8 protein-coding genes are annotated in these 16,605 nt (G+C 71.7%); 4 read left to right on the top strand and 4 right to left on the bottom strand.

Features of this window, described 5'->3' with window-relative positions; all coding sequences use genetic code 11:
- The first annotated feature begins 418 nt into the window (after window positions 1-418).
- On the top strand, window positions 419-2,008 hold the full coding sequence (locus IG05_RS0103010; protein WP_030338776.1) for a hypothetical protein: 1,590 nt from the start codon (window positions 419-421) through the stop codon (window positions 2,006-2,008).
- A gap of 57 nt (window positions 2,009-2,065) precedes the next feature.
- Here IG05_RS0103010 and IG05_RS0103005 read toward each other — a convergent pair whose 3' ends face one another.
- Window positions 2,066-3,595 (bottom strand): helix-turn-helix domain-containing protein, encoded by a 1,530-nt coding sequence (locus IG05_RS0103005; RefSeq protein ID WP_030338774.1) that lies wholly within the window; start codon window positions 3,593-3,595, stop codon window positions 2,066-2,068.
- A gap of 240 nt (window positions 3,596-3,835) precedes the next feature.
- On the opposite strand from IG05_RS0103005, the gene IG05_RS0103000 reads away from it, so the two are divergent.
- Together IG05_RS0103000 and IG05_RS0102995 are read left to right on the top strand one after the other, a co-directional pair.
- Window positions 3,836-4,507 carry a hypothetical protein gene (locus IG05_RS0103000; RefSeq protein ID WP_030338772.1) on the top strand — a complete coding sequence of 224 codons (672 nt, stop codon included), beginning with the start codon at window positions 3,836-3,838 and terminating at the stop codon, window positions 4,505-4,507.
- Between the two features lie 188 nt (window positions 4,508-4,695).
- The gene (locus tag IG05_RS0102995) at window positions 4,696-7,491 is read left to right on the top strand and encodes an aconitate hydratase (RefSeq protein ID WP_030338771.1); all 2,796 of its coding nucleotides are present in this window, start codon (window positions 4,696-4,698) and stop codon (window positions 7,489-7,491) included.
- A gap of 102 nt (window positions 7,492-7,593) precedes the next feature.
- Here the strand turns inward: IG05_RS0102995 and IG05_RS0102990 are convergent, their stop codons facing one another.
- The 3 genes from IG05_RS0102990 to dnaK form a co-directional block, all read right to left on the bottom strand.
- Window positions 7,594-10,287, bottom strand: coding sequence for a SpoIIE family protein phosphatase (locus IG05_RS0102990; RefSeq protein WP_199808232.1), 2,694 nt, complete (start codon window positions 10,285-10,287; stop codon window positions 7,594-7,596).
- A 128-nt stretch (window positions 10,288-10,415) separates the two neighbouring features.
- Entirely contained in the window at window positions 10,416-10,865 is a 450-nt protein-coding gene (gene grpE, locus IG05_RS0102985; protein WP_030338767.1) for a nucleotide exchange factor GrpE, read from the bottom strand.
- A 2-nt stretch (window positions 10,866-10,867) separates the two neighbouring features.
- Window positions 10,868-12,751 carry a molecular chaperone DnaK gene (gene dnaK, locus IG05_RS0102980; protein WP_030338765.1) on the bottom strand — a complete coding sequence of 628 codons (1,884 nt, stop codon included), beginning with the start codon at window positions 12,749-12,751 and terminating at the stop codon, window positions 10,868-10,870.
- A 537-nt stretch (window positions 12,752-13,288) separates the two neighbouring features.
- Here dnaK and IG05_RS0102975 point away from each other — a divergent pair.
- Window positions 13,289-16,558 (top strand): GH92 family glycosyl hydrolase, encoded by a 3,270-nt coding sequence (locus IG05_RS0102975; protein ID WP_030338763.1) that lies wholly within the window; start codon window positions 13,289-13,291, stop codon window positions 16,556-16,558.
- Window positions 16,559-16,605 lie beyond the last annotated feature (47 nt).

Here is a 16,605-nt window from a genome sequence, read left to right as displayed (position 1 = left end):
CCAGGCACCCAGCAGGCTGCCACTTCGTATCGGTCCGCACGCGCGCCCGAAAACCCCGGTGGCTTTACGTCCCTTGGCATCCGCGCCGGGCACGGGCTGCCACGGCTCACTCGAACGGCCGCCCGCCACACCGGGGGCGGGCCCCGCCGCGCGGGCGGGAGGGGGCCGGCGCCCCCGGTGCCCTCCGGGTGCCGGCGCCGGACCGCATCCGTCCCTCGCGGGTCGGCGAGCAGGGCCGGACGGCCCGGCGGTGACGCGTGCCGCCCACGCTCGCCCCCGACCCCTCGGGGACCTGCGGTGACGCGGGCGTCACGGACTCCGGGGCGGCGGTATTACGGTGTGTCCGAGTGGAGCCCTGACCGCGTTCGAGGGGTAACCGGTCCGTCGCACAGGGCATCCCGGGGTGAGGGGAGCCGCCGTGCAGGCGCTGTATGCCGTCAGTTTCGACATCCGGTCCGCCCAGGGGCAGCCGGGTCACGTCTATGAGCGTCTGCGTGACCACCTCGCCGGGTGGCTCAGCCACGGCGGACAGGTACCGGCACCGCCGGTGACCGCGTTCGACCAGGACGGCCGGGCGATGCTCGCCGGGAGGAGCGCCGGTCAGGCCGAGCGCACGGTGAGCTGGACGGTGGCGGGCGACGACCTCACCCGTGCCCTGCGCATGACCATCCACCAGCCGTTGTCCGCAGGTCCGGCCCAGTTCGTCACCCAGATCACCGTCTCCCGGTCGGAGCAGGGCGGCGGCGGGCTCAGGATCGTCATGGGCCGGGAGATCCCCGACGGATGGATCGCGCCGGTGCAGGACCCTCCGCTCAAGCGCCCCCACCTGCTGCGGGCGGTGCTCGGCGACCGGGAACTGGAGGTGCGGGTGCTGAGCCAGCTCGCCACGGGGCGGTACGAGAGGATCCGCGAGGAGAGCCACGCGGCCGTCCTCCTCGACTCCCTGGCGCTGCGCACACGCCTGCCCATCCTCCTGGTGCACCCCAGGGACCAGGCGGGGTGGAGCGCGGCGGCCGAGGCCTCGGGCCAGCTCGCCGGGCTGGCGCAGGTGGTGACGCTGAACTACGTGACCGCGCAGGCCGTCCGCCGGGCTCACGAGCAGCTGGCCGTACCCAGCGGGGGCGCCCGGCTGGTCTGGCCCGACCTCGGCCTGGAGCATCCCGCCTACACGCGCGAGGAGGTGACCGCCGCACACTACGTGGAGCGGAGGCTGATGCCGTCCCTCGGCCACCTGTCGGTCATCGCCCGCGGCAGTGACACGGCGTGGGAGCGGGCCCGGCAGGCGTCGTACCGCGCGGACGCGCGCAGGGCGGCCGAGCAGTTGTCGCGCGCCCAGGCCGCCGGCGACACGACCGCCGAACTCGAAACCCTGCAAAAGCGGGTACGGCAGCTCGAAGAGGACGCCAGGTCCTGGGAGGACATGGCACAGAGCTGCATGGAGGAACGCGACAAGGCGCGGGACGACGCCGCCACCGCCGAGGCGCTGCGCCAGGACCGGGACTACTGGAAGAACCAGTACCTCGACCTGTCGAAGAGCGGGAGCGCACAGGCGGCCGTGCTGGACGCCTGGAGCGAGATCCCGGCCCTGGAGACGGACGCCGTGCCCACGTTCGACGCTCTCACCAAGGCGTCGGAGGAGCACCTCGTGTTCACGGCGAGAGCGGCGCGCGCCTGGAAGGACTCCCGGTATCCCTACCCCCAGGAGATGACCGACCAGCTGATCGCCCTGGCGCAGGCCGCGATGGACCTGTACGCCAAGCCCGGCAGCATCCCCCGGCTGACCCAGTGGTTCTACGACAACCACGGGCTGAAGTACGCGCCCAGCGACGAGAAGCTGAGCAAGGACAAGGACAAGCGCTACTTCACGTTCCAGGGGAAGCGCTGCGACGGACTGCCGCACATCAAGGTCCGGGACGCGGCCTCGCCCAGCGAGGTCGGACGGATCTACTTCGCCCTCGACTCCGACGGGAAGCGTTTCATCGTCAACCACGTCGGACTTCACCTGTAGAGCGGGCGCGCTCCGGGACGGGGGCTCCCGGAGCGCGCCCGCACGCCCTTGCCGCCCCTAGATGTCCCGGAAGATCTCGATCTGCGCGCCGATCGAGTTCAGGCGTTCGGCGAGGTCCTCGTAACCGCGGTTGATGACGTACACGTTGCGCAGCACCGAGGTGCCCTCGGCCGCCATCATCGCCAGCAGGACGACCACCGCGGGGCGCAGGGCCGGCGGGCACATCATCTCGGCGGCGCGCCAGCGGGTCGGGCCCTCGACCAGGACCCGGTGCGGGTCCAGGAGCTGGAGCCGGCCGCCGAGGCGGTTGAGGTCGGTCAGGTAGATGGCGCGGTTGTCGTAGACCCAGTCGTGGATGAGGGTCTTGCCCTGCGCGGTGGCCGCGATGGCCGCGAAGAACGGGACGTTGTCGATGTTCAGGCCGGGGAAGGGCATCGGGTGGATCTTGTCGATCGGCGCCTCCAGCTTGGAGGGGCGGACCGTGAGGTCGACCAGGCGGGTGCGGCCGTTGTCCGCGCAGTACTCCGGCGACCGGTCCTGGTCGAGGCCCATCTCCTCCAGGACCGCCAGCTCGATCTCCAGGAACTCGATGGGGACGCGGCGGACGGTCAGTTCGGACTCCGTCACCACCGCGGCGGCCAGCAGGCTCATCGCCTCGACCGGGTCCTCGGAGGGGGAGTAGTCGACGTCGGCGTCGATGTTCGGCACGCCGTGCACGGTGAGCGTGGTCGTGCCGATGCCCTCCACCTCGACGCCCAGCGCCTCCAGGAAGAAGCACAGGTCCTGGACCATGTAGTTGGAGGAGGCGTTGCGGATGACGGTCACACCGTCGTGGCGGGCGGCGGCCAGCAGGGCGTTCTCCGTCACCGTGTCGCCGCGTTCCGTCAGGACGATCGGGCGGTCGGGGCGGACCGAGCGGTCGACCCGGGCGTGGTACTGGCCCTCGGTGGCCGCGATGTCCAGACCGAACCGGCGCAGGGCGATCATGTGCGGCTCGATGGTTCGCGTGCCCAGGTCGCAGCCGCCGGCGTAGGGCAGCTTGAAGTGGTCCATGCGGTGCAGCAGCGGGCCGAGGAACATGATGATCGAGCGGGTGCGGACGGCCGCCTCCGCGTCGATCGCGGCCATCTCCAGCTCGGCGGGCGGGACGAGTTCGAGGTCGACGCCGTCGTTGATCCAGCGGGTGCGCACGCCGATGGAGTTGAGCACCTCCAGCAGGCGGTACACCTCCTCGATCCGCGCCACCCGGCGCAGGACCGTGCGCCCCTTGTTCAGCAGCGAGGCGCACAGCAGGGCGACGCAGGCGTTCTTGCTGGTCTTGACGTCGATGGCACCGGACAGACGGCGGCCGCCGACCACACGCAGGTGCATCGGACCCGAGTAGCCGAGCGACACGATCTCGCTGTCCAGGGCTTCACCGATCCGGGCGATCATCTCAAGGCTGATGTTCTGGTTGCCGCGCTCGATGCGGTTGACGGCGCTCTGGCTGGTTCCGAGCGCCTCCGCGAGCTGCGTCTGTGTCCAGCCCCGGTGCTGCCGGGCGTCACGGATGAGCTTGCCGATGCGTACGAGGTAGTCGTCTGACATGAGGTTGAGGTTATCTCAGATATGAGATGGCGCCCGCTGGGGGGTCCGTTCGGGTGACGTTCGCGTCGGCGAGGTCGTGACGGTGCGTCAACAGTGCTGGTGGGATGGTGTACGGCATCCGAAAGATCGGGCAAATCCCCTGATGTCGTACGACATGCCACCCAACTCGGTTACCCCGTCCGGCGTATCAGGAACCCCCGGACGTGTGTCCCCCTCTCCTCCTCTGAAAGGGGGACACACATGAACATCAGGAAGCGGCACCTCCCGGTCGCCGTCGCGCTCGTGCTCTGCTCCGTGCTGACCTCGTGCGGCACGGAGCGCACGAGCGGACCGGCGGCCGGCGCGCCCACGGCGGGATCGTCCGCGACGGAGGCGACGGGTGACGACCAGTGCCCGGGTACGGACACGACCGACGACGACCAGCAGATCCCGGACACCACGAGCGACGACCAGGGGGACGGCGGCCCCGACCTCACGAGTGACGACCAGGGGGACGGTGGTCCGGACCTCACGAGTGACGACCAGGGGGACGGTGGTCCGGATCTCACGAGCGACGACCAGGGGGACGGTGGTCCGGATCTCACGAGCGACGACCCCGGTGTGCCCTGCGGTGCGACCGCCGGCCCGCACCGCTGGTTCTCCATGACCCGCGACTTCCGGACGTACCTGAAGGGGGACGGCCGGAAGGCGGACGCCGCCATGGCCGGCCACGTGCTGAGCGTCCACGTCCGCAACCCCGAGGGCACCGCCCGGACGGAGGCCTGGGTCCAGGTGACCTACGGGGTGATGGAGGAGGACGACGCCGACCGCGCGGCCAAGGTGTTCGCCCGCTGGCGGTCCTCCGTCTACGGCGACCACGGGCACGTGAGTGTCACCGGACCGGCCAAGACCGACGCCGAATCGGACTGGTAGGCGGTTGGGCATGACCATCCAGCGCCCATGTACTAGAGTTATCTCGACATCGAGATATCTGCCGAGGCGCACCGTAGCCCGCCACCCCAGTAAGGCATGCCTAAGTTAGCCTGACCTCACTGGTTCGGCCAAGCCGGCGTGGCGGCACGATTGACGGTGGTACGCGCACATCAATGAAGGAGACTGTCGTGTCGGCGAACAGCTTCGACGCCCGCAGCACGCTGCAGGTGGGCGACGAGTCGTACGAGATCTTCCGGCTGGACAAGGTGGAGGGCTCGGCCCGCCTGCCGTACAGCCTCAAGGTCCTGCTGGAGAACCTGCTCCGCACGGAGGACGGCGCGAACATCACCGCCGACCACATCCGCGCGCTCGGCGGCTGGGACTCCCAGGCCCAGCCCAGCCAGGAGATCCAGTTCACGCCGGCCCGCGTGATCATGCAGGACTTCACCGGCGTGCCCTGTGTCGTGGACCTCGCGACCATGCGTGAGGCCGTGAAGGAGCTCGGCGGCGACCCCGCCAAGATCAACCCGCTGGCGCCGGCCGAGCTGGTCATCGACCACTCCGTCATCGCCGACAAGTTCGGCACGAACGACGCCTTCAAGCAGAACGTCGAGCTGGAGTACGGCCGCAACAAGGAGCGCTACCAGTTCCTGCGCTGGGGCCAGACCGCCTTCGACGAGTTCAAGGTCGTGCCCCCGGGCACCGGCATCGTCCACCAGGTGAACATCGAGCACCTGGCCCGTGTCGTGATGGTCCGCGACGGCAAGGCCTACCCGGACACCCTGGTCGGCACCGACTCGCACACCACCATGGTCAACGGCCTCGGCGTCCTCGGCTGGGGCGTCGGCGGCATCGAGGCCGAGGCCGCCATGCTGGGCCAGCCGGTCTCCATGCTCATCCCGCGCGTCGTCGGCTTCAAGCTCACCGGTGAGCTGCAGCCCGGCACCACCGCCACCGACCTCGTGCTCACCATCACCGAGATGCTCCGCAAGCACGGTGTGGTCGGCAAGTTCGTCGAGTTCTACGGCGAGGGCGTCGCCGCCACCTCGCTGGCCAACCGCGCCACCATCGGCAACATGTCGCCGGAGTTCGGCTCCACCGCCGCGATCTTCCCGATCGACGACGAGACCCTGAGCTACCTGCGCCTGACCGGCCGCTCCGAGCAGCAGGTCGCCCTGGTCGAGGCCTACGCCAAGGAGCAGGGCCTCTGGCTGGACCCGGCCGCCGAGCCCGACTTCTCCGAGAAGCTGGAGCTCGACCTCTCCACGGTCGTCCCCTCCATCGCCGGCCCGAAGCGCCCGCAGGACCGCATCGTCCTCGCCGAGGCCGCCCAGCAGTTCGCCAAGGACGTCCTCAACTACGTCGAGGCGCCCGTCGCCCAGACCCCGGAGGCCGCCGCCTCCCCGGTCGACGAGGCCAGCGCCGAGTCCTTCCCGGCCTCCGACGCCCCGGCCTACGGCCACCAGGAGAACGGCGCAGGCGCCCCGCAGCACGGCCAGGGCACCGGTGCCGTACCGTCCCACCCGGTCCCGGTGACCGCCCCCGACGGCACCACCTACGAGCTGGACCACGGTGCGGTGACGGTCGCCGCCATCACCTCCTGCACCAACACCTCCAACCCGTACGTCATGGTCGCCGCCGCGCTGGTGGCCAAGAAGGCGGTCGAGAAGGGCCTGACCCGCAAGCCGTGGGTCAAGACCACCCTCGCCCCGGGCTCCAAGGTCGTCACCGACTACTTCGAGAAGGCGGGCCTCACCCCGTACCTCGACAAGGTCGGCTTCAACCTCGTCGGCTACGGCTGCACCACCTGCATCGGCAACTCCGGCCCGCTGCCGGAGGAGGTCTCCAAGGCCGTCAACGAGCACGACCTCGCGGTCACCTCGGTCCTCTCCGGCAACCGGAACTTCGAGGGCCGTATCAACCCCGACGTCAAGATGAACTACCTGGCATCCCCGCCGCTGGTCGTCGCCTACGCCCTCGCGGGCTCCATGAAGGTGGACATCACCCGGGACGCCCTGGGCACCGACCAGGACGGCAACGAGGTCTTCCTGAAGGACATCTGGCCGTCCGAGGCCGAGGTCAACGAGGTCGTCGCCAGCGCCATCGGCGAGGACATGTTCTCCAAGTCCTACCAGGACGTCTTCGCCGGCGACGCCCAGTGGCAGTCGCTCCCGGTGCCGACCGGCAACACCTTCGAGTGGGACGCCGAGTCCACCTACGTGCGCAAGCCCCCGTACTTCGAGGGCATGGGCATGGAGCCGGCCCCGGTCGAGGACATCGCCGGCGCCCGCGTGCTCGCCAAGCTGGGCGACTCGGTCACCACCGACCACATCTCCCCGGCCGGTGCGATCAAGGCCGACACCCCGGCCGGCAAGTACCTCACCGAGCACGGTGTGGAGCGTCGTGACTTCAACAGCTACGGCTCGCGCCGCGGCAACCACGAGGTCATGATCCGCGGCACGTTCGCCAACATCCGCCTGCGCAACCAGATCGCGCCGGGCACCGAGGGCGGCTACACCCGCGACTTCACCCAGGCCGGCGGCCCGGTCTCCTTCATCTACGACGCCTCGCAGAACTACCAGGCCGCCGGCATCCCGCTGGTCGTCCTGGCCGGCAAGGAGTACGGCTCCGGCTCGTCCCGCGACTGGGCGGCCAAGGGCACCGCGCTCCTCGGCGTCAAGGCCGTCATCGCCGAGTCGTACGAGCGCATCCACCGCTCGAACCTCATCGGCATGGGCGTCCTGCCGCTCCAGTTCCCGGAGGGCCAGTCCGCCGAGTTCCTCGGCCTGACCGGCGAGGAGACCTTCTCCATCTCCGGTGTCACCGAGCTGAACGACGGCACCACGCCGCGCACGGTCAAGGTCACCACCGACACCGGTGTCGAGTTCGACGCGGTCGTCCGCATCGACACCCCCGGTGAGGCCGACTACTACCGCAACGGCGGCATCATGCAGTACGTGCTGCGCAACCTGCTCCGCAAGTAGGCGCCGGCACCCCGCACACAAGGGCCGCACCCCGACACCGGGGTGCGGCCCTTCGCCGTCCACGCCGTGGTGCCCGCGCCGGCACCGCGGCCGGAGCGGTCCTCAGCCGTCGAGCAGCTTGGAGAGGTCCGGTACCGTCAGTTCCGCCCAGATGACCTTGCCGTGCGGGGTGTACCGGGTGCCCCAGCGTTCGGTCAGCTGGGAGACGAGGAACAGGCCCCGGCCGCCCTCGTCGGTCGTCGCGGCGTACCGCAGGTGCGGGGAGGTGCTGCTGCCGTCGGCCACCTCGCAGATCAGCGTGCGGTCGTGGATCAGCCGTACGTGGATCGGGTCGGAGCCGTACCGGATGGCGTTGGTGATCAGCTCGCTCAGCACCAGCTCCATGCCGAAGCCCAGCTCGGACAGCCCCCACTCGGCCAGCTGGGCGGAGACCGCTCCGCGCATCCCCGACACGGCGGCCGGATCGCGCGGCACGTCCCAGTCGGCGACCCGGTCGGCCGGCAGCGCCCGGGTGCGCGCGACCAGCAGCGCGACGTCGTCACCGGGCCGCTCGGGCAGCAGCTGCTCCAGCACCGCCTGGCAGCTCTCCTCCGGCGACCGGCCGGGGTGGCCCGCCAGGGCCCGCCGCAGCAGTTCCATGCCCTCGTCCAGGTCCCGCGTACGGTCCTCGATCAGACCGTCGGTGTACAGCACGAGCTGGCTGCCCTCGGCCAGCTCCGTCTCGGCCGTGCGGAACGGCAGGCCGCCCAGGCCCAGCGGCGGCCCGGCGGGCAGCTCGGGGAAGGTGACGCTGCCGTCGGGGTGGACCAGCGCGGGCGCCGGATGCCCGGCCCGGGCCATGACACACCGGCGCGTCACCGGGTCGTAGATCGCGTACAGGCAGGTGGCGCCGACGATCTGCCCGGCCGTCTCATGGCAGGCCTCGTCCTGGTCGATGCGGCCGACCAGGTCGTCCAGATGCTGGAGCAGTTCGTCCGGCGGCAGGTCCAGCGTGGAGAAGTTGTGCACCGCGGTGCGCAGCCGGCCCATCGTCGCGGCGGCGTGCAGACCGTGCCCCACCACGTCGCCGACGGCCAGTGCCACCCGGCCGCCCGGCAGCGGGATCACGTCGAACCAGTCGCCGCTCACCCCCGACTGCGCCGGCAGGTAGCGGTAGCCGACGTCCAGCGCGCTCTGCTCGGGCAGCGCCCGGGGCAGCAGACTGCGCTGCAGGGTGACCGCGAGGGTGTGCTCGCGGGTGTAGCGGCGGGCGTTGTCGATGCTGACCGCGGCCCGGGCCACCAGCTCCTCCGCCAGGGACAGCTCGTCCGTGTCGAACGCCTCCCGTTTGGAGCGCCAGAAGTTGGCCATCCCCAGCACGACACCGCGGGCCCGGATGGGCGCGGAGATGAGCGAGTGGATGCCGAATTCCAGGATCTGCCGGGTCCGCTCGGGATCCTGGACCCGCCAGCCCTCGGCGGACGCCAGGTCGGTCACCAGCTCGGAGCGGCCGGCGCCGTAACCGCGGGCCTGCGGGGTGGAGGGCAGGAAGTCGATCAGCCGGCCCTGCTCGTAGAGCGGGTGGTCGTCCTGGATACCGCCGACGGCGACCCGCCGCATGTCCGTCGCCGTCGGAGCCGGCTCCTCGCCGTGCAGCACGGCGTCGGCCAGGTCGACGGTGATGAAGTCGGCGAACCGCGGGACGGCGACCCGTGCCAGCTCGTCGGCCGTGCGCATCACGTCCAGCGTGCTGCCGATGCACAGGCCCGCGTCGTACAGCAGCTCCAGCCGCTCCCGGGCGGTCTCGGCGCGCCCGGAGACCGCCTGCAGCTCGGTGGAGTCGCGCAGCGTCACGACGGTGCCGTCGGGGCAGCCGGCGCGGTCGGTGGGCCGCTGGTTGACCGCCAGCAGGCGCCCCTTGGCGAAGTGCAGCTCGTCGTTGGCCGGACGCCCGGAGGCGAGCAGTTCCATCGTCGCCGGGTCCAGATCCGGCAGCTCCCGCACCGCGCGGCCCTCGGCGTCGGCGGGCAGCTCCAGCAGGCGCTGGGCCTCGTCGTTGACGAGCAGCAGCCGGCCGTCGGCCCCGATGATGAGCACGCCCTCCCGCACCGAGTGCAGCACGGTGTCGTGGTGCTGGTACATGCGGCTCATCTCGTCCGGCGCCAGGCTGTGCGTCTGCCGCCGCAGCCGGCGCCCCACCAGGGCGGTGCCGCCGGTCGACACCGCGAGCGCGCCGGCCCCGGCGGCCAGGATGATCGGCAGCTGCCGGTCCAGCTCGCTGGTGACGTTCTTGACCTTCAGCCCGGCGGAGACCAGCGCGACCACCCTGCCGCGGGCGTCGTCCACGGGCACGGTGGCCTGCACCTCGTGGCCCAGCGGGCCGTGCACGCTCTCGGTGTACACCTTGCCGGCCAGCGACGGCCCGATGGTGCCCACGAACCGCTTGCCGATCTTGCCGGGCAGCGGATGGGTGTAGCGGATCCCGTGGGTGTCCATGACCACGATGAAGTCGACCCCCGCGGACTTGCGGCCGGCCTCGGTCAGCGGCTGCAGGATCCGGGACGGTTCCGGCGACCGCAGCGCCTGGAGCAGCCCCGGGGAGTGGGCGAAGGTCTGCGCGACGGCTATGGACCGGTGCCTGGCCTCGGCGGTGGTGTCCCGCTTCGACTGCAGGACCAGGGCGAGGACGGCGCACAGGACGAGCAGCACCACCAGGGCGACCTGGAGCAGGAAGACCTGTCCGGCGACGCTCCGGGGAATCTTGCCGATCACAGTGCGCCATGTGAGACGCCTGCCTCGGACAGATGCGTCCGACATGACCGCATTTGTAGCACTGGTGTTTTCCGTGTGGCTATGGTCCGTCCACGAGGTGGACACATCCGGACCGGCGCCGGCGGACCGGAAGGCCCGCCCGCGCCCCCGTGCCGCCGCACGGCGCCGGGCGCTCATGGCGGCCCGCTGACCGCCACGTGCGCGGGCCGCAGCAGCCGGTCGCCGATCCGGTAGCCGGGGCGAAGGATCTCCGCGCAGACCGCCCGCCCGGCGTCCGGGGCCGCATGGTGCAGCAGCGCCTCGTGACGCGCCGGGTCGAACGGTTCGCCCTCCGCCCCGAACGCCTCAAGGCCCAGTGAGCCCAGCCGCGTGCGCAGTGTGTCGGCGATGTCCTTCAGGCCGGGCGTGAGCGGCTCGTGCTCGCACGCCCGGTCCACGGCGTCGACCACCGGCAGCAGCGCGGTCAGCACGTTGGCGACGGCGATCTCGCGCACGGCCATGCGGTCCCGCCGCACCCGCTTGCGGTAGTTGTCGTACTCCGCCTGCACCCTCTGCAGATCGGCGGTGCGCTCCCGGAGCAGGCGCTCCACCTCACCCGTGGCCGGCGTCCGCGCCCCGTCCATGGTCAGCCCGCCTCCGGTTTGCCGTCGTCGACGATCTCGGCGTCCACCACCTCGTCGTCCCCGCCCGAGGCCGCCGTGCCGCCGGCACCGGCCTGCCCCGGCTGCCCGGTCTGTCCGGCCTGCGCGGCCTGCTCCGTCCGCGACCGCTCGTACATCGCCGTACCGATCTTCTGCGCGGCCTGCGCGGCATGGTCCAGGGCCTGCCGGATGGCCGCCGTGTCCTGCGACTTGAGCTTCTCCTTCAGTTCGGCCAGCGCCGCCTCCGTCTCGGACCTCGCGTCGGCCGGGATCCGGTCCGCGTTGTCCGCGATGAGCTTCTCGGTGGAGTACACGAGCTGTTCCGCCTGGTTGCGCGTCTCCGCGGCCTCCCGGCGGTCGCGGTCCTCCTCCGCGTGCTGCTCGGCCTCCCGCACCATCCGGTCGATGTCGTCCCGGGGCAGCGCCGAACCGCCGGTCACCGTCATCTTCTGCTCCTTGCCGGTGCCGAGGTCCTTCGCCGAGACGTGCATGATGCCGTTGGCGTCGATGTCGAAGGCCACCTCGACCTGCGGCACCCCGCGCGGGGCGGGCGCGATGCCGGTCAGCTCGAACATGCCGAGCTTCTTGTTGTACGCGGCGATCTCCCGCTCGCCCTGGTAGACCTGCACGGTCACCGAGGGCTGGTTGTCCTCGGCCGTGGTGAAGATCTCCGAGCGCCGGGTGGGGATCGTGGTGTTGCGCTCGATCAGCCTGGTCATGATGCCGCCCTTGGTCTCGATGCCGAGGGACAGCGGGGTGACGTCGAGCAGCAGGACGTCCTTGACCTCGCCCTTGAGCACACCGGCCTGGAGGGAGGCGCCGACGGCCACCACCTCGTCCGGGTTCACGCCCTTGTGCGGCTCCTTGCCCGTCAGCTCCTTCACCAGCTCCGTCACGGCGGGCATCCGCGTGGAGCCGCCCACCAGGACGACGTGGTCGATGTCGGACACCTTGATCCCGGCGTCCTTGACCGCGTTGTGGAACGGCGCCTTGCACCGCTCCAGCAGGTCCGCCGTCAGCTGCTGGAACTGGGCCCGGGTGAGCTTCTCGTCCAGGTGCAGGGGACCCTCCGCGGACGCGGTGATGTAGGGCAGGTTGACCGACGTCTCACTGGAGGACGACAGCTCGATCTTCGCCCGCTCCGCCGCCTCCCGCAGCCGCTGCACGGCCATCTTGTCCTTGGCCAGGTCGACGCCGTAGTTGTTCTTGAACTGCGTGACCAGGTGGTCCACGACCCGCTGGTCCCAGTCGTCGCCGCCGAGGAGCGTGTCGCCGTTGGTGGCCTTCACCTCGATCACGCCCTCGCCGATCTCCAGCAGCGACACGTCGAAGGTGCCGCCGCCCAGGTCGAAGACGAGGACCGTCTGCTCCTCGCCCTTGTCCAGCCCGTACGCCAGCGCCGCCGCCGTCGGCTCGTTGATGATCCGCAGGACGTTCAGGCCCGCGATCTCACCGGCCTCCTTGGTGGCCTGCCGCTGGGCGTCGTCGAAGTAGGCGGGCACGGTGATCACGGCGTCGGTGACGTCCTCGCCGAGGTACGTCTCCGCGTCCCGCTTCAGCTTCTGCAGCACGCGCGCGGAGATCTCCTGCGCCGTGTACCGCTTGCCGTCGACGTCCCCCTGGTCGGGGAACCGCCAGGCGTGGTCGCCCACGTGCCGCTTGACCGAGCGCGCGGTGCGCTCGACGTTCGTCACGGCCTGCCGTTTGGCCACCTCGCCGACCAGCACCTCGCCGTTCTTGGCGAAGGCCACCACCGAGGGCGTGGTCCGTGCGCCTTCCGTGTTCGTGATGACGGTGGGCTCGCCGCCCTCCAGGACCGAGACCACCGAGTTCGTCGTACCGAGGTCGATACCGACCGGACGCGCCATCTGCGTTCTCCCTCCTCGTCCCCGCCCCGTGCGCCGCACGCGGGACCCACCGGGTTCCCCTCCCGGCCTGCCCCACCTTCGGACCAGGACGTGAGTGGATCCTTGTCAAGTGTGCCTCCAGCCGGTGCCGGCCTTCCAGGGAGACGCGAAGGGAGCGCCGTCACAGCGACGGCGTGCCGCCGGCCCGGGGCCGCGGCCGGGGCCGCTCTGGGCGGACCCGGTGGCTGTGCGCACCGGGTCCGCGAGCCGGGCAGGTGAGGGGGGTGGGGTACCTGCCCGGAGGGGATGGCCTGCTCGAAGTGCGTGGCTTGTGCGGCGAACTGGCCGCGCGACATCGTTGTCAAATGGTCTGTACATGACTCTACCGTCCGAACCGACAACGACGTCAAGCCACTTGGCTAGCCCGACCGGGTGATACCGGCGTGCGCCGGACGGCGCGTACGCGGTCTTCCGTGGTACCGGTGGCGCACGTTACTGTCCCTGCGGCTTGTGCGACCTGTGGTGCGCGACCCGTCCGTTAGGAGGAAGGGCCGCGTCATGCGTTCGAGACCCGCTTCCCTGCTGCTGACCGCGCTCCTCGCGACCGGCGGCACCGCGACCCCCGCCCTGGCGGCGACCGCCGCCCCCGCCGTCCTCGTCGAGGACCCCACCCCGTACGTCGATCCGCTGATCGGCACCAGGAACGGCGGCGACGTCTTCCCGGGCGCCGTCCTGCCGTTCGGCATGCTGTCCTGGAGCCCGGAGAACACCCGCGGCGACGCGACCAGGACCGCGGCCCCGGGCGGCTACCAGTACGACGCCACCCGCATCCGCGGTTTCAGCCTCACCCACATGTCCGGCACCGGCTGCGCGGGCGGCAGCGGCGACATCCCGTTCCTCCCGTACGCCGGCGAGGTCACCTCCTCCCCGGCGAGCGACACCGAGGACGCCGTCTACGCCTCCGGCTTCCGGCACGCCGACGAGAGGGCCGAACCCGGCCACTACCGGGTCGGCCTGGCCTCCGGCGTCACCGCCGACCTCACCGCCACCGCGCGCACCGGCTCGGCCCGCTTCACCTACCCGGCCGGCAAGCCCGCCTCCCTGCTCGTGCGCACCGCCAACTCCGAGGCCGGCTCGGCGGACTCGACGGTCACCATCGACCCGGACACCCGCACCGTCTCCGGCTCGGTCACCTCCGGCAACTTCTGCGGCTACCTCGACCCCGAAGGCCGACGCGCCTACTACACGCTCTACTTCACCGCCCGCTTCGACCGCCCCTTCCGGGCCGCCGGCACCTGGCACGACGACCGCCTGGAGCCCGGCTCCCTGGAGACCTCCGGCGGCACCGGCGGCTTCACGCACGGCGGCCGGCCGGTCGCCGGCCAGGGCGCCGGCGGATACGTCGAGTTCGCGCCCGGTGACGGCCCGGTGAACGCCAAGGTCGGCATCTCCTACGTCAGCAGGGAGGCCGCCGCGGCCAACCTGGCCGCCGAGAACCCGCCGGGGCGGTCCTTCGACGCGGTCCGGGAAGCGGCCCGGCGGGCCTGGCGGGAGCGGCTCGGGGCCGTCCGGGTCGGCGGCGGCACGGACGCCGAGCGCACCACCTTCTACACCGCGCTCTACCACGCGCTGCTGCACCCGAACGTCATCAGCGACGCCGACGGCCGGTACCGGGGCGCCGACGGCCGCGTGCACAGGGTCGACCGCCGCCGGCGGGCCCAGTACGGCACCTTCTCCGGCTGGGACGTCTACCGCGACCAGGTCCAGCTGCTGACGCTGCTCGACCCGCGCACCGGCTCCGACATCGCGCAGTCCCTGTACGAGCTGGCCCGGCAGAACGGCGGCGTGTGGGACCGCTGGCTGCACGGCGCGAGCGGCACCCACGTCATGAACGGCGACCCCTCGCCGACCGCGCTCGCCGGCATCCGCGCCTTCGGCGGTACCGACTTCGACCTCAAGGGCGCCCTGAAGTCCCTGGTGCGGGCGGCGACCGTGCCCACACCGCAGGACCTGTCCCCGGCCGGCAAGCCCGTGCTGTCCGCGGGCCAGCGCCCCTCCCTCGACAAGTACCTCAAGCTGCACTACATGCCGAGCGTGTCCAACGCCTGGGGCGGCGCGGCCGAGACGCTGGAGATGTCCACCGCGGACTTCGCGATCTCCCAGCTCGCCCGGGCGGCGGGGGAGAAGGACACGGCGGACGCCTTCGCCCACCGCGCCCAGTGGTGGCAGAACAACTTCGACATCGCCGCCGCGCCGGACGGCGGCTACATCGCCAACCGCAAGGCCGACGGCAGCTGGGTCACCGGCTTCACCCCGGACACCGGCAACGGGTTCGTCGAGGGCTCGGCGGCCCAGTACACCTGGATGGTCCCGCACGACCCGGCGGGCCTCTTCGCCGCGCTGGGCGGCCGGGACGCGGCGCTCGCCCGGCTGGACGACTTCTTCCACGACGACGCCGGCGGCTGGGCCTTCACCGGCAACGGCGGCACCAAGTCCGAACTCGACAACGAACCGTCGATCAACGTCCCCTACCTGTACGCCTACGCGGGCGCCCCCTACAAGACGCAGGAGACCGTCCGCGCGGCCATGCGGCAGCTGTGGTCCACCGAGCCCGCCGGCATCCCGGGCAACGACGACCTCGGCGCGATGTCCGCCTGGTACGTCTTCTCCGCCCTCGGCATGTACCCGCAGGTGCCGTCCCGCGCCGAACTGGTCCTCGCCTCGCCGCTGTTCGAGCGGATCGAGATCGACCGGCCGCACGGCCACGACATCTCGGTCCGGGCCGCCGGAGCGGTGGCCGACGCGCCGTACGTGCGGTCCCTGAAGGTGAACGGCCGCACCAGTGACCGCGCGTGGCTGCCCGCCTCCTTCGTCCGGGACGGCGGCCGGCTCGACTACACCCTGTCCGCCACCCCGGACCGCGGCTGGGGCGCGGACAGCCCGCCGCCGTCCTTCCGGGCGGGCGAGCAGCCGTACCAGATCGGTGTCGGGCCCACCACGGCCACCGTCGCCCCCGGTGACCGCACGACGATCGGCATCCGCGCGCTGTCGCTGACCGGTGGCAGCGGCCCCGAGGTGCGCTTCCGGGTGCGGACCCCGGCCGGTGTCACGGCCGAGCCCGCCGAGGGCACGGTCACCGACGGCGCCCGGCAGATCACCCTCACCGCCGCCGAGGACGCCGAGCAGGGCTTCGCCGACGTCGAGGTCACGGTGACCTCGGGCGGCTCCTCGTACGAGCAGCCGGTGGCGCTCACCGTGGCCGCCCCGGGCACCCTGCTCGCCGCCTACAACAGCACCGGCGTCTCCGACGACGCGGGCGAGCACGACGAGGCCGACTACGACGGCGGCGGCTGGAGCTACTCCCGGCAGGCCCTCGCGGCGGCCGGCCTCACCCCGGGCGGTCACGGCACGGCCGGCGGCCTCGCCTTCACCTGGCCCGCCTCACCCGCCGGCCGCCCCGACAACGCCTCGGCGTCCGGTCAGACCATCCAGCTCGCGAGCCCGGCGGGCACCCTGTCCTTCATCGGCAGCGCCGTCAACGGCGACCAGCGGGCCGAGGCGACCGTCACCTACACCGACGGCACCACCGGCACCGCCGACCTGTCCTTCACCGACTGGACCGTGGGCGGCGGTGGCGGCTCCGTCCAGTACGGCAACGAGGTCGTGGCCAGGACCGCGTACCGCAATGTCGCCGGCGCGGACAAGGACCCGGTGGCGACGTACGTCTTCGCCACCAAGCCGTACCAGGCCCCGGCGGGCAAGCAGATCAGGTCCGTCACGCTCCCGCGCGACACGGACCTGCACGTGTTCACCCTCGCCACGGGCTGAGCGCGGACACGGTGCGGGGGCGGGCCCATCCGGGCCCGCCCCCTTCC

The sequence above is a fragment of the Streptomyces sp. NRRL S-1022 genome (genome assembly GCF_000720135.1).
GTDB lineage: Bacteria > Actinomycetota > Actinomycetes > Streptomycetales > Streptomycetaceae > Streptomyces.
The sequence above is the reverse complement of the archived record's forward strand: the minus strand, read 5'-3'. Positions and strand labels throughout refer to the sequence as shown.